Source organism: Sporosarcina sp. FA15 (assembly GCF_051550195.1).
GTDB classification, from domain to species: domain Bacteria; phylum Bacillota; class Bacilli; order Bacillales_A; family Planococcaceae; genus Sporosarcina; species Sporosarcina psychrophila.
In genome coordinates, this window is sequence record NZ_CP188818.1 from 1,157,500 (window position 1) to 1,172,132 (window position 14,633).

The 14,633-nt window shown below is 39.2% G+C and carries 14 protein-coding genes; 9 read left to right on the forward strand and 5 right to left on the reverse strand.

What is annotated here, in order from left to right:
* Window positions 1–74: 74 nt before the first annotated feature.
* Entirely contained in the window at window positions 75–923 is an 849-nt protein-coding gene (gene ypfJ / locus ACP8HG_RS05425; protein WP_338652439.1) for a KPN_02809 family neutral zinc metallopeptidase, read from the forward strand.
* A 101-nt stretch (window positions 924–1,024) separates the two neighbouring features.
* On the opposite strand, the gene ilvA is transcribed toward ypfJ, so the two are convergent.
* Both ilvA and ACP8HG_RS05435 read right to left on the reverse strand, forming a co-directional pair.
* On the reverse strand, window positions 1,025–2,293 hold the full coding sequence (ilvA, locus tag ACP8HG_RS05430) for a threonine ammonia-lyase IlvA (protein WP_067208991.1): 1,269 nt from the start codon (window positions 2,291–2,293) through the stop codon (window positions 1,025–1,027).
* Window positions 2,294–2,415: 122 nt separating this feature from the next.
* Complete coding sequence (locus ACP8HG_RS05435) at window positions 2,416–3,090, reverse strand: diacylglycerol/lipid kinase family protein (protein ID WP_438298627.1); 675 nt, start codon at window positions 3,088–3,090, stop codon at window positions 2,416–2,418.
* A gap of 215 nt (window positions 3,091–3,305) precedes the next feature.
* Here ACP8HG_RS05435 and ACP8HG_RS05440 point away from each other — a divergent pair, with 215 nt between their 5' ends.
* Complete coding sequence (locus ACP8HG_RS05440) at window positions 3,306–4,112, forward strand: SDR family NAD(P)-dependent oxidoreductase (RefSeq protein ID WP_067208996.1); 807 nt, start codon at window positions 3,306–3,308, stop codon at window positions 4,110–4,112.
* A gap of 63 nt (window positions 4,113–4,175) precedes the next feature.
* The gene (locus tag ACP8HG_RS05445; RefSeq protein WP_082786558.1) at window positions 4,176–4,931 is read left to right on the forward strand and encodes an SDR family NAD(P)-dependent oxidoreductase; all 756 of its coding nucleotides are present in this window, start codon (window positions 4,176–4,178) and stop codon (window positions 4,929–4,931) included.
* Between the two features lie 54 nt (window positions 4,932–4,985).
* Here the strand turns inward: ACP8HG_RS05445 and ACP8HG_RS05450 are convergent, their stop codons facing one another.
* Window positions 4,986–5,408: a MarR family winged helix-turn-helix transcriptional regulator gene (locus ACP8HG_RS05450; protein ID WP_067209002.1), complete on the reverse strand. Its 423-nt coding sequence runs from the start codon at window positions 5,406–5,408 to the stop codon at window positions 4,986–4,988.
* A gap of 143 nt (window positions 5,409–5,551) precedes the next feature.
* Between ACP8HG_RS05450 and ACP8HG_RS05455 the strand changes: the two genes are divergently transcribed.
* Together ACP8HG_RS05455 and ACP8HG_RS05460 are read left to right on the forward strand one after the other, a co-directional pair.
* On the forward strand, window positions 5,552–6,322 hold the full coding sequence (locus ACP8HG_RS05455) for a DUF2161 domain-containing phosphodiesterase (RefSeq protein ID WP_438298310.1): 771 nt from the start codon (window positions 5,552–5,554) through the stop codon (window positions 6,320–6,322).
* An 84-nt stretch (window positions 6,323–6,406) separates the two neighbouring features.
* Window positions 6,407–7,234, forward strand: coding sequence for a GNAT family N-acetyltransferase (locus ACP8HG_RS05460; RefSeq protein ID WP_438298311.1), 828 nt, complete (start codon window positions 6,407–6,409; stop codon window positions 7,232–7,234).
* Between the two features lie 59 nt (window positions 7,235–7,293).
* Here the strand turns inward: ACP8HG_RS05460 and ACP8HG_RS05465 are convergent, their stop codons facing one another.
* Window positions 7,294–8,055 (reverse strand): arylamine N-acetyltransferase family protein, encoded by a 762-nt coding sequence (locus ACP8HG_RS05465; protein WP_438298312.1) that lies wholly within the window; start codon window positions 8,053–8,055, stop codon window positions 7,294–7,296.
* Between the two features lie 797 nt (window positions 8,056–8,852).
* Between ACP8HG_RS05465 and ACP8HG_RS05470 the strand changes: the two genes are divergently transcribed.
* Window positions 8,853–10,556, forward strand: coding sequence for a methyl-accepting chemotaxis protein (locus ACP8HG_RS05470; RefSeq protein ID WP_187047718.1), 1,704 nt, complete (start codon window positions 8,853–8,855; stop codon window positions 10,554–10,556).
* A 140-nt stretch (window positions 10,557–10,696) separates the two neighbouring features.
* On the opposite strand, the gene ACP8HG_RS05475 is transcribed toward ACP8HG_RS05470, so the two are convergent.
* Window positions 10,697–11,644, reverse strand: coding sequence for an urea transporter (locus ACP8HG_RS05475; RefSeq protein WP_067209014.1), 948 nt, complete (start codon window positions 11,642–11,644; stop codon window positions 10,697–10,699).
* A 216-nt stretch (window positions 11,645–11,860) separates the two neighbouring features.
* On the opposite strand from ACP8HG_RS05475, the gene ACP8HG_RS05480 reads away from it, so the two are divergent.
* The 3 genes from ACP8HG_RS05480 to ACP8HG_RS05490 all read left to right on the forward strand — a co-directional run bounded on the left by ACP8HG_RS05480 (window position 11,861) and on the right by ACP8HG_RS05490 (window position 14,472).
* A complete protein-coding gene (locus tag ACP8HG_RS05480; protein WP_187047720.1) occupies window positions 11,861–12,721 on the forward strand; it encodes a transporter substrate-binding domain-containing protein in 861 nt (286 codons plus the stop codon).
* Window positions 12,722–12,741: 20 nt separating this feature from the next.
* The gene (locus ACP8HG_RS05485) at window positions 12,742–13,416 is read left to right on the forward strand and encodes an amino acid ABC transporter permease (protein ID WP_067209019.1); all 675 of its coding nucleotides are present in this window, start codon (window positions 12,742–12,744) and stop codon (window positions 13,414–13,416) included.
* An 87-nt stretch (window positions 13,417–13,503) separates the two neighbouring features.
* Window positions 13,504–14,472 (forward strand): proline dehydrogenase family protein, encoded by a 969-nt coding sequence (locus ACP8HG_RS05490; protein WP_067209021.1) that lies wholly within the window; start codon window positions 13,504–13,506, stop codon window positions 14,470–14,472.
* The last annotated feature ends 161 nt before the right edge of the window (window positions 14,473–14,633 follow it).

Consider the following 14,633-nt stretch of genomic DNA (forward strand, 5'->3'; position numbering starts at 1 on the left):
TTTGGGTATAGCAAGAAATACATATGTACAATTTGAGTATTCAATGCATAAATCAGATGTCGGGAGGAAGTTATGTGGAGTATAAAGGCAGAAAAGGAAGTTCGAATGTTGAAGATCGAAGAGGCAAGGGAAAAGGGGGTATAGCATTAGCCGGGGGCGGTATTGGCGGCTTAATTCTTATACTTATTATTACTTTTCTTGGAGGCAGTCCAAGTGAAGTTTTGAATGACTTACAAGGTGCGGATTCGGGTCCCTCGGTTCCATATGAAGAAACGGCTGAAGAAAAGGAGCTTGCGGAATTTGTTTCAGTAGTTCTTGCAGATACAGAAGTTGTTTGGACAAAATTGTTCCGCGAACAAGGGTTGGAATACGAGGAACCAATCCTCGTGTTATATACAGATAGCGTTCAATCTGCGTGTGGAGCAGCAGGAGCATCCGTTGGACCATTTTATTGTCCAGGCGACCACAAACTTTATATTGATTTAAGTTTCTATCAAGAACTTCAAGACAAGTTCCAAGCTCCTGGGGATTTTGCGATGGCCTATGTTGTGGCGCATGAGGTAGGACATCATGTACAAACCCTTTTAGGCATCAATGAGCAAGTGAATGCTCTTCGCCCAAAACTGAGCACAGAAGAGTTTAATAAATATTCGGTACGCCTTGAATTACAGGCAGATTATTTTGCTGGTGTGTGGGCAAGGCATCAGAAGGACATGAATTTTCTTGAAGAAGGTGATCTTGATGAAGCCATTACAGCAGCGAGTGCTGTAGGTGATGACCGCATTCAGGAACAAGCCCAAGGGTATATTGTCCCCGACAGCTTTACTCACGGAACTTCTGAACAAAGGAAGCGCTGGTTTACTAAAGGATTTGAAAACGGCACCATTGAGGGTGGAGATACATTTAAAGCAAGTGGATTGTAAAAGAAACAGGGAGGTGACAAGGGTTTCCTCCGTGGCACAATGAAAAAATCTTGCTTAGGACATAATCGCCATAAGCAAGATTTTATTTATCAAAAAGCAAGTTAGATAAGTAACTCAAATAACGTGCTATCATTGTTAACCTCTTTAAAAGAGAAACCGCAATCATGCATTCGCTGAATAAGTCCTTCGTAGTCTGACTTCCTCTTTACTTCAATGCCTACAAGTCCAGGGCCGCTTTCTTTGTTGTTTTTCTTTGTATATTCAAATGTAGTGATATCGTCGTCAGGTCCAAGTACTTCATCTAAGAATTGACGTAATGCACCAGAACGCTGAGGAAAGTTAACAATGAAATAATAAAGAAGTCCTTCATAAATCAATGATTTATCTTTAATTTCCTGCATTCGACCAATATCATTATTCCCGCCACTTATGACACATACGACAGACTTCCCCCTAATCTCATCTTTATAAAAATCCAATGCGGCGATAGATAACGCCCCTGCTGGTTCTACGATAATTGCATGTTGGTTATATAATTCCAAGATAGACGTACACACTTTACCTTCTGGAACTAGTACAATGTCTTCCAGGTACTTACGGCAAATTTCAAATGTGTGTTGGCCGGCACTTTGTACGGCTGCCCCATCAACGAATTTATCGATTGTATCCAAGGTTGTCACTTCATTATTCTTTAATGCTGCTTTCATACTAGCAGCACCTTCAGGCTCTACACCAATCATACGTGTATGTGGTGACAGGTTTTTAATATAAGTACTCAAACCAGACATAAGGCCGCCGCCCCCAATACTGGCAAAGACAAAATCAACAGGTTCCTCTATATCATTCATGATTTCAACCGCGACTGTTCCTTGTCCGGCAATGACATCGTAATCGTCAAATGGGTGGATGAAAATTCTGTCTTCAGCAGTCGCACATTCGACCGCTGAAGCGGATGAATCATCAAATGTATCGCCTACTAAAATGATTTCTACATAATTCCGTCCAAACATTTTCACTTGGTTAATTTTTTGCTTCGGAGTTGTCTGTGGCATGAATATTTTTGCGTCAATACCTAGATGCGCACAAGCAAAAGCGACTCCTTGCGCATGATTACCTGCGCTGGCACAGACAACACCTTTTTCAAGCGCAGCTGCTTCTATGGTTTTGATTTTATAATAGGCACCCCGTAATTTAAAGGAACGAACATGTTGTAAATCTTCCCTTTTTACATAGACTCGACAGTCGTATTTTTCTGATAGTCGTTCATTCTTTTGTAGAGGAGTATGTGCGACTACATCTTTTAGTAATTGATTGGCAATCAGTATATCCTCGACTTGAATTCCAGTTGGTTCCGTCTTTGTTAGATTCATAGTAATCTCAGCACCCTCCATATAAATAGATCATTTTTCTATACTAACATGACAGAAGGAGAATAAACACATCAATGTTTGTAATTATGAGTTAATTTCGAAAGGGAAAATGGCAATCTGTCTTATCTAGTTAGAATAAGATTCAATGCTTTTTCATGAATTGCAACATGGAGTGGGGTGGACTTTATAACTTCTCCATCGATGATTGCGAGAATTGGCCTGTCTGTTTCAGTTGTGATTTCTTTTCCCGTTCTGTATGTAACGCCTTTCCTGAGAATCGGTTGACCCCGAAGCAAAGCAGGAAATAGGCGCATTAAGATATTCATCCGCCCTACATCATGAAGCATTGTAATATTTAACATACTATCTGTTGGAGAGGCTCCGGGACAAACGACTAATCCGCCGCCATAGGAGGAATTATTTCCACAAGCAGTGAGCCAGGTAATAGCGTATGTATAGGTCATATCATCGATTGTGACTGTACTTTTAAACGGCTTAAATGACAGTAACTCAATTATCGCAGCAATGGTATAAGTGAATGAACTTAAGCCAAGCTTATTTAATATCGGTTTGTAAAATGAGTGATTTACACGTTGACCAATCCTTGCATCAAGCCCGATTCCAGCGACAGTAATGCCAAAACGGTCATTTATGTTTAATAAATCAATGGCAACAGTCCGATGCTCTAATAGTCCTTTGATAAACTGATCAGGGTGAGTAGTTAGGCGGAACATCCGAGCAGTGTCATTTCCTGAACCAGCAGGTAGAATAGCGAGTGGAATACCGGTTCCAGCAATTTCTTCTCGATTTCATCCCATAATGAGCAAGCTTGGCCATTTCCCGATAATGGATTTACGATGAAAAGATACATAACATACCCCAATGCTACTATTTTCATAGTAGCACATTTGGATCTATAGGCTTACGAAGTTAAAGCTTCCTCTCAATATGATTTAATGTTAAAGTATATTGAGTGGTACTATCTAAATTGGAAATTGAGAGGGGTAAATTTATGGGAAGAGTACAGGATAAAGTTGCATTAGTAACAGGTGGGGCATCAGGTATCGGGTTGTCTACTGCTACACTTCTTGCAAAAGAAGGTGCAAAAGTGGTCGTTGCAGACTTTAATCTGGAAGGTGCGAAACAAGTTGCCCAAAATATCTTAAACGACGGTGGAGAAGCCGTTGCTGTATTTTTGGATGCTGGGAGTGAACAATCAATTAAAGATGCGATTGATTTCACGGTTGAACAGTTTGGTACCATTACAATCCTCTATAACAATGTAGGGACGACAAATTTGCAAAAAGATTTGGATGTCGTGAATATTGATTTAGATGAGTGGGATCGTTTAATGAATGTGAATGCAAAAAGTGTTTTACTAGGAAGCCGATATGCAATTCCACATATGCAAAAAGCAGGCGGAGGTTCTATTATTAATACTGCATCCATGGCTGCCTTTGCGGGGGATTCTGTCCGTTCAGCTTATGGTGCATCGAAGGCTGCAGTTGTAAACTTGACGAAATATATCGCAACGCAATATGGAAAAGACAATATACGTTGTAATGGAGTTGCTCCTGGTTTGATTTTAACACCTGCTGCAAAACAAAATATGTCACAAGAAGTACTTGATATTTTTGAGAAATATAACGCATTACCATACCATGGGGAAGCTGACGATATTGGAAATACCGTCTTATTTTTAGCTTCTGATGAATCCAAGTTTATTACTGGCCAAACGATTCAAGTTGAAGGTGGTCACTATTTAAGCAACCCAAGTATTGCTGACTTTCATCAGTTAATGTCACAAGCAAAATCGTAAGAATTCAATAGATAATCCATATAGAAAAGTTAACAATAGACGATTTAAGAGAGGGTTTGATTAATTATGAAACTTCAAGACAAAGTTGCAATTATTACTGGCGGAGCCGGAGGTATTGGTAAAGGGATGGCGACTGCATTCGTAAAAGAAGGTGCTAAAGTTGTCATCGTCGATTTAAATGGGGAATTAGGGGAACAGGCAATTAAGGAATTGCAAGTTTATCAACCGGAATCGATTTTTATCCAAGCGAATTTAGCCGAGCATGATAAATTGCCGGAAATAGTGAAGCAAACCGTCGAGAAATTCGGTAAGTTGGATATTTTAGTAAACAATGCACACGCATCGACAAATAAGCCATTCGAAGAGATTACGCAAGCGGATCTAGACTTATCGTTCAACACAGGATTTTATCCGACGTTCTATTTAATGCAGGCTGCATTGCCTTATTTAAAGGAGACGAAAGGTAAAATCATTAACTTCGCTTCTGGAGCAGGTATAAACGGAGACGCTAACCAAGCTACATACGCTGCGGCAAAAGAAGCAATCCGGGCGATTACGCGTGTTACTGCAAATGAATTTGGTCCATTCGGAATCAATGTGAACTTAATTGCACCACTTGCGGATTCTCCTGGGATTCAGCAATGGGCAAAAGCACAACCTGAAGCTTTCGAAACAATGGTGTCTAAGATTCCGTTAAAACGACTTGGTGACCTAGAAAATGATATCGGGAGGGCTGCTGTATTCTTGGCAGGTGCCGATTCTGATTACATTACAGGACAAACATTAATGGTCGATGGTGGAATTACTAAACTTAGGTAAACCAACTAATTGAACAGACTAAAAGAGCATCTCCGTTGAGAAGATGCTCTTTTTTCATATTAACGACTTATTTAACTTTGTGTAAATGGAAAGTAACGATTGCTGCTCTGTTTCTGTTAAATGTGAAAAGACCTTCATGCGGAGATGTTGACCGTCTTTTTGTGCTTGATTCAATAAATCTTCGCCTTTTTGCGTAATTTTCCAATAGATGATACGGCGGTCAGTATCGTCCTGCCGACGCGTGATTAGTTCTTTGTTCGATAGTTTAGTGGAAAGGTGTGTGAGAGATGCAGGTGTAAAGTTTAATAGGCGGGCAAGCTCGGAAGGTCGGCTTTCCCCATTCATCTGTAATTCGTGCAAGGCAACAATATGCGATACACCAAGATCGTAATCTACTTGCTGCCGCCACTTTACATGCATTTTATGTGTTACTTGTTCAATCGTATGTAGTAGTTCAAAGATTGTCTGAGTAGACATGATTTTCCCCATCCTTTTCTCATAATACGTCTCCAAATAACTTTTTATTTTTTCGCGCATTACTAGTGTACCATCATTAAGGGGGATTTTGGGGTGGTAGTTTCGTTCAATTATGTATACCATCATAATGAGGTGAGATTAACATGCAAGGCAAAGAAACCAAACGATATGAAGTTGATTTATATAAACCAGTAAAAGAATATTTCACACAACAAGGTTATGATGTCCATGGTGAAGTAAATGAGTGTGACGTTGCGGCTGTAAGAGATCAAGAGCTGGTCCTTATTGAATTGAAATTATCGCTATCAATTGATCTTTTAATCCAAGCGACAAAAAGACAGCGGCTGACTAATGAAGTCTATGTCGCAATTCCTAGACCTAAACTCAACTTTCGTTCGAAAAAGTGGAAAGATAGTTGTCATTTGGTGAGAAGACTAGAGTTAGGCCTCATCCTTGTCTCATTCTTGGAAAATGATGCACAGGTGGAAATAGTGTTTCATCCCGCGTCTTTTGATCGGAAGAAAAATATGCAACGTAGTAAGAAAAAAAGAAATGCGATGTTGACTGAAATGGAAGGCAGACTTGGAGACTATAATATTGGCGGGAGTTGCCAGACTAAGATAATGACAGCCTATAAAGAAAACTGCATTCATATAGCTTGTTGCCTTTTGGAATCGGGACCTTTATCTCCAAAATCGTTACGGAAGATGGGGACTGGGGAAAAAACGTTAACAATTTTAAATAAAAACTATTATGGTTGGTTTGATAAAATTCAACGAGGAATATATATGATTAGTGACATTGGAAAAAATGAGTTGCACGAATTCCCGGATCTCTTTAGCTATTATCATGAGGTGGTAAGAGAAACTGCTAGCGCTTACTTGGATATCGATGATGTCGGGGGAAATATGTGAAGGGGAGAACTTGCAATACGTGTTACTATTGAATTAGGCATTTACATATCAAAAGCAAGAAGCTTTTGAATTGGAGGATTATATATGTTAAAAGAAAGTCAATTAATTGCGATTAAACAGCTTCAAAAAGAATGTGAAAAAACGGATGGTATTCAACTGAAGTTAAATTGGGAGATGCTCAGAGAACGAGAAGGACGTCAAATGGATTTTTTTCATGAAGAGGATGGAGAACTTGTCGCTTATTTAGCTTTATTTGGTTTTGGCTCTACCGTTGAAGTATGTGGAATGGTTAATCCGAGGAATAGAAGGAAAGGGCATTTTACCGAACTATGGCAACAAGCATTAGCACCAATCGAACAATATGGTTTTCAAACAATTTTATTGAACACCCCGTCTTTGTCCAATACCGCTAAGGGATGGTTAGCAAGTCAGCCCTATTCCTATGCGTTTTCTGAATATCAGATGCGTTGGTCAGAACAGCCGATTGAAGCGAGCGACGAGGTTCTGATTCGTTTGGCGAAAAAAAGTGATGCGAACCTTGAAGTGAAGCTCGATGTCCTTGCATTCGGAATGGATGAAGAAGATGCGCGTTCTCATCTGGAGCGCATAAAAGAAAGACAGGACGAGCAGTTTTTGATGATTGAGGCAGATAACAGAACGATTGGTAAGGTCCGGATCAATCGCATGGATGGTGAAGCATGGATTTACGGATTCGCCATTTTACCCGAGTTCCAGGGGAGAGGGTACGGTAGGAAGGTACTCCGCAATATCGTGAAAAGTGAGCACGATGCTGGCAATCAAATCTGGCTTGAAGTAGAAGCGAAAAATAATCGTGCACTTGGCCTATATGAATCAGTCGGTTTCGTGAAAATGCAAGGTCAGGATTATTATAAAAAGAATAGGGGCAACTAGAAAAAAGCTAACCGGAATCAATGCTACGAGCCATTCCGGTTAGCTTTTTTTGTCATTTTTTATAGACGAATGTCAAAAACATCTTCTAAGAAGTGTACTTTCTCTTCTATTGAAAGTATTGTTTTAGTTTTAATATTATTTTCGGTTATAGTTACTGTCTGATCTGATAATGTAATTCGACCGGTAGTAGTGGCGCGGGTGACGATATCTGAGTGTGTAAAAGATGATTCTTTTGCAACTTGATTAAATACACAGCCCTCATGAAAATCGACAAGTGCTTTTGAGGTTAAATCGAATCGATATAACGTTTTTATCTCAGTGTCACTGATTCGTTCCAGATAAAATGATTGATCTAGCTGTTGAATAACCCTATATGTATCGCTTATATCAGTTTGTTCCTCCCCGTTTAGTGGAATCGGTAAAGAAGTGGAGTCACCAAAACCTACGTCTATAAGATAGGGTTGATCAAGTTGTACAATAATAGCTGCATGAGTATCTGCTTTTGCCCACTCTCCGCTTGGCCTTAGAACTGTAGCTGCAACTAAATGTGCATCGTACCCCAATTCGGTTAGTAGCCAACTGAAAAGCCCGTTCAACTCGTAGCAATAACCGCCACGTTTACGACGGACGATTTTATCATAAATATGTTGTAAGTTAAGATAAATTGGTACCCTGCGAATCACATCCAAATTTTCAAAAGGGATATGTTGGACATGCAATCGTTGTAACTCGGTTAAATCAAAGAGGGATATCTCTTTGTTCTGTGTTCCGCAAAACCTAGCTAAGTAGTTGAGGACTTCCATTTCAGCACCCCATTTCATTATTTCGAGAAAAATATACTAGTTAACTGCTCATTAAAAGTACGTATTAATTATTATACTCCATTGAAGTAGAATAATTAAATGAATCTATTTAAGGCGTAGCGGACTCAATGGAATTCTTTATTTCACCATATCTTTATATGTTGAACAAATGAATACGGCGTATGCGCTTAATAAAGGCTTTTAGGAGGTCACTGAAAAAGTCCCACTATTTAGAGCAAATTAGAATTCCTGCCAATACCGCTTCGACGCTTTGTGGATGCCTCCCGCGATAAGCCAGAAAGAAGACCCCTTGGGAGGGATTGAACTGCATCCCTCCTTAGTCTTATCGCTCCGGCTACCACGAAGTCGCGCCTTCGCTGGATGGTCTATGTGAGAAAGAGCATTTCATTATTAGTGGTGAAATCTGCAACCTGGATTGCGTCTTTCTTGACTATAATTATACAGTTAATGCCAAGAGGTTATTCCAGATAGGTTAAAGAATACCTCATCTGGCTTATGGTGAGAGGCATCCCCTAGCGCCAAGTGTTCTACAATCCACACCCCGAATTACACCTCTCTTATTATTGAGTGCCACGACAGATTCAATGGGATTCTTTAATTCAACATATCTAATTATATTATTTATCCGTAGGCAATACAGAAGATAATCCCCTCTTATCATAGAAGATAACATCAAAAATAACAGAAATTTGTCTAATTAGGCATGAAACGGACGAATAATCTATGTCTTACGGACTTTGTTTTTGTTGATTTATAGAGTATTATAGACTAGTAGAATAGTAGGGGGAAAAACAATGAGAAATACACTAACGGTACAATTGGGAACGATTATTGTCGGTATCATGGTTGCAATGTTAGCGATTACGTCCATCGCAACATATAAAACAGCTTACGATAAATTATATGATGCCGCAGGTGTTGAAGCGTATGGATGCGCGAGTATTACAACAGGTTTGATCCGGCCGGAAGACGTGGGAAAAATGCTTAAAGGTGACCGCGAAACGATGGATGAGGTTGGTCAACAGCTTAACTGGACACTCAATCATAAAGCTATTTTCGAGACTCAATACATCATTGATCTAGATGGGAAAATTCTAGCACTTGATGACCATTTAAGTGCAAAAGGATTCGAACCAGGTGATTCGGTTCCGGTTGATGAAAAAGCGCTTGCAATGCTCTTGGATATGAAGCATTCAACTTACACAGAGCTCTATGAATTTGCAGGTCTAAAACGTCTATCTGGTTATGCACCGATATTTGAAAATCACGATCCAAATGGAGAAATCATCGCAATCAGCGTTATCGATTTTGATGGTTCAATTGTTGCTGGAAGAACATGGGATGTTGTTCGGAATGGTATTTTAATCAGCCTTATTCCAATGATCATCGCATCGATCATTACAATTATGCTAATCAGACGTAAAACAAAGTCGATTTCAGCTTTAATCGCACATGCGAAAGAAATTGCGAATGGAAATCTCGGCATTGAAGATACAGTTGTAACAAGTAAAGATGAAGTTGGCGATTTAGGACGAACATTAAACATGATGACAGCGAACTTGCGCAATACGATTGGGACAGTCAAAACAACAGCTGTTCAATTAACGCAAAACTCACTTGACACAGCTGCTTCATTAAATGAAATGCAGATGGCGATTCAACAGGTCGCACACAATATGAGTGAAACCGCAGCTTCTATCTCCGACGGGACAATCAATGCAGAACATGCATCCAAAATCTTGTCTTCTCTGGCGAATGATCTTCAGGATTCAAAAGAGAAAGCTGAACTAAGTGCGGGGAACTCTGAGCGGACAATGAAAATTGCAGAAGAAGGTCAGCATAGCGTAAATGACATTAGTAATGATATGGAGAAAATCAGAGTCTCCTCAAATGAAGCAGGTGGTACGATTCAAAATCTAATTGAATCTACAACTAAAATTCAAAATATCACCAGTTCAATTGCAGGCATTGCTGCCCAAACGAATTTACTTGCGCTTAATGCATCGATAGAAGCTGCACGTGCTGGTGAACATGGCAAAGGATTTGCGGTCGTTGCGGAGGAAGTAAGAAAACTTGCAGAACAGTCCAATAAAGAAGTTCTTGAAGTAGAAAAGCTAGTGCAAGATATTACTGAAAGTATCGGTCGAGTTGTTACTTCTACATCAGAGAGCACAAAACTTATTGAATCCGGAACAGAAACGGTTCGTTTGACTGCAACTTCCTTAAGTAACATTTCAATTGCCGTCTCTGAAACTGTTAAGGAAATTAACTTAATTTCAGAATTAACGACAGCTGAAGCAGAAAGTTCAAATCGTGTAGTAGTACTCATCAATGACTTGACGCAATCGATTCATTCAATTGAAGATATGTCTAACAATATCTCGGCTGCAACAGAGCAGACATCAGCTTCAATTGAAGAAGTTGCAACACGTTCTACTGAAATGAGTCATATGGCACAAGATCTGGAGAAACTTGTCGGGCAGTTCAGATTGGAATAATTAAGAAAAGCGAAAGCGCCTGGAGCTAGACACTATTCTAAGTCAAAAAACTAATATTTTCTTATTCTTATTAAAAAAAGACCCGCAAAAAGCTAATTGCTTTTGCGGGTCTTTACACATTTTAATTATGTATTTTCTTGCTACTTTTCTGTGATTTGTGGCTCAAATATGGGTATCGTTCTCCTCATCGCTAAAAATAGCCATGTACTAATGATAAAGGGAGATGTTAATACGGGAAGCCCTTTCGGATAAAGAATTAAATCCATACCTGCTGCAATTGGGACTGTCATTGCAGCTGCAAATATACCCATTAGGGGGAAATTATTTTTTTCATCGAACATTAGACCCACGGCAATCATTGCTAACACGGCATTATAATTATAGAGACCTAAATCTAGCAATTCAACATCGACCCCTAGCGAGTATGCAGTTAGCCAAGACACAAATGTCCCAATAATCGCATAGACACCAAATCTCCATCCAGCCACGAAGAGAGCAATTAGAATAAGCGAACCTGCCCATAGAGAGTCAATAATGAATACTTCACCTACACCTTTTATTAAACCGAGAAAGAAATTGGGTTTACCTTCAACTGGAAGATTCCAGTTAGCAGGAGATGATGTGACAAATGACGGGTTTACATGCATTGCGCTAAAACGATATGCCGCAAAAAGGCTAACCCATGTTACAAAAAGAAATGGAAAAGTGAGCAAGGGAATATTCCACTTGGCTAAAAACTTCGATAAGATAGCCATAAGCAAAGCAGCTGCTATTGCAGCAAATAGTGCAATAACCCAGTTCCAATCATTTTGTAAAAATAACATTACCGCGATACCGGAAAGGATGGCGTTAAACCCATATATTCCATGGCTAACTGCAATTTGGTCTCCTCCACAATATTTTCCCGTCACCGTACCAATCATGGAAGACAGTAGTGCCATTAATCCAAGAAGGGGAGAGTGTAGCATTATCCCTAAAAGAATTAACCCTCCTGAGATTGCATTGTCGATTAACATTACTTGAGAAAACCCTTTAAGTGAAATACGTATCAGGTCTTTAATGCTATCCAACTTGAAAGATCCCCACATTTGGGAACATCTCCTTTTACTCTGAATATAAAACTAATTGTTTATGAATATACCATAATCCCATCACTATTTTTCATTTTTCTCTAATAACCCCCCAATTCTAAACTATCTGTATTCCTAATTTAGAATCATAAGGGTTACATCTTAACTAAGAATGTATTATAATTTTCAGTGGACAATTATTTGTAAAATACTATTTTCAAAAGGAGAATCTCGATGACAAAAGAAAAACATCTTAGTAAAATCTTCCTGTCTTTATTACTATTTTCAATGATGGTTGTTTTAGCTGCTTGTGGTGCTAGTGGCGATACAAATAAGGAGAGTGGTTCTAAAACTTCCACTTGGGAGAACATTCAAGAAAAAGGTGAAATTGTTGTCGCAACGTCTGGAACTCTTTATCCAGCATCATACCATGACGGCGAAAGCAAGGAACTAACGGGGTACGAAGTTGAAATAATGAACGAGCTAGGAAAGCGTCTGAAGCTGGAGATCAAATACGTTGAAATGGGTCTAGACGGAATGCTTACTTCTTTGAATAGTGGGCAAGCTGATCTAGCAGTGAATGATATTGAAATCACACCCGAACGGGAAGAGAAATTCACTTTTTCTGAGCCTTATAAGTATTCATTCGGTACTGCTATCGTACGGAAATCGGATCATTCAGGTATTGAGTCTCTTGAAGATTTGAAAGGAAAAAAAGCGGCTGGGGCTGCAACTTCCGTTTATATGCAAGTTGGACGCGACCACGGTGCTGAAGAGGTGATTTATGATAACGTCACAAATGATGTGTATTTGCGTGATGTTTCTATAGGCCGTACGGATGTCATCTTGAATGATTACTACTTACAAAAATTGGCACTTGCTGCATTTCCGGAGTTTGAAATCATGATCCATCCGGATATCAAATATCATCCGAATGTCCAAGCAATCATCATGAAAAAAGACAATGATGAACTACTAAAGCAAGTGAACTCCGTACTTGTCGAAATGCACGCGGATGGAACAATTTCTGAATTGTCGAAGCAATTCTTTGGTGGGGAAGATGTATCAGTTGAACAAGACTATGATTTTGAATAATCGAAAAGGCGGCTTGTAATGTGAGTGGAATTGAATGGCAACACATTTTCGATTTGCAGCTTGCCATCGAGTCATTTCCGTATATTTTGCAGGGGGTTGGTTACACCATACTCATTTCCTTTGGGGGCATGGTGTGCGGGCTGATATTGGGCTTCTTCCTGGCGCTAGGCAGAACGTCTAAATTAGTACTATTTAGGTGGCCAGCACGTATCTTCATATCCTATATGCGGGGTACACCGATGCTTGTATTCCTATTTTTACTCTATTTTGGTTTGCCTAATATCGGAATTCAATTTTCAGCTGTCACTGCCGCTTTAATAGGCTTCAGCCTTCACTCTTCAGCTTATATGGCTGAGATTATCCGATCGTCGCTTAACTCAATTGATAAGGGACAATGGGAAGCTGCCACTGCATTAGGGATGTCCTATTGGCAGTCATTGCTTTTTGTAATTTTACCACAAGCAACACGAATCGCAATTCCGCCATTGTCTAATGTTCTACTAGATTTGATCAAAGCATCTTCATTGGCTGCGATGATTACTGTGCCCGATCTGTTTCAACGCGCAAAAATCGTTGGGGGCAGGGAATTCGACTATATGACGGTTTATATTTTGGTAGGTCTAATCTATTGGGGCATTTGCTTACTTGTCGAAGTGTGGCAAAATTATCTGGAAAAAAGTTCTTTGAACAACTAATGATTCTGTAACCAGTTATCATTTCAGCAAAAGCACGGTCGTGTGATATAATTAAAAAATAAAAAACAATATTGAGGAGCATATAACATGTTAAAAGACTTCTTTATCGGATTGTCCCAAAACCAGCTTTTGAATAGCGCGGCAAAAAAATACGGCTTAAAAATGGGAGCACAAAATGTTGTAGCAGGAACTAATGTAGCTGAAACTATCCAAAGTATTAAAGAACTGAATGCACATGGGATTTCTTGTACGGTAGATAACCTTGGGGAATTCGTCTTTGAAAAAGAGGAAGCATTAGCTGCGAAAAAACAAATTTTGGAAGTCATCGAAGCTATTCACGAACACGGGGTCGATGCTCATATTTCTCTAAAACCATCTCAATTAGGTTTAGATATAGATATTGATTTCTGTTTGGAAAATCTAAAAGAAATTGCAGCTAAAGCAAAAAGTTATGAAATTTTTATTAACTTTGATATGGAAGATCATGCTCGTTTGCAACCATCATTTGATCTCCTCGATGAGTTGTCTAAGGACTATGACAATATCGGAACGGTAATTCAAGCTTATTTCTTCCGCGCGGTAGAAGATATTCAAAATTACAAAAATTTCCGTTTGCGTATTGTAAAAGGTGCTTATAAAGAGACTGAAGAATATGCTTATCAAGATAAAAAAGAAATCGATGAAAACTATATTCAATTGATCGAATGGCATTTGTTAAATGGTAAATTCACGTCAATTGCAACACATGATCATCATGTCATTAATCATGTAAAACAATTTGTTAAAGAAAATGACATCCCGAATGATAAATTCGAGTTCCAAATGCTATACGGTTTTAGAAAGGACATGCAATTGCAATTGGCTAGCGAAGGGTATAATTTCTGTACATACGTTCCTTTTGGGAATGACTGGTACGGCTATTTCATGCGTCGCCTTGCTGAAAGACCACAAAACTTGAATCTTGTTGTTAAACAAGTGTTCAATAAGAAAACAAATACAATTCTTGGCTTGGCTGTCGGAGCTTTCGCTCTTGGAAGAGTTACCAAGAAGAAATAAGTATAAAAAACAAAAGCGCAAGTGCAAGTGCAAGTGCAAGTGCCTGTTCGGAGGCTTAGGAGTCTGGACGTGAAATCTCTATGTGGTAACTTATCCATAGTACGAGTTTTTATAATATCCTAAGAAACGGAAAAGGATGTAAAATGGGGAACCCCTCAATT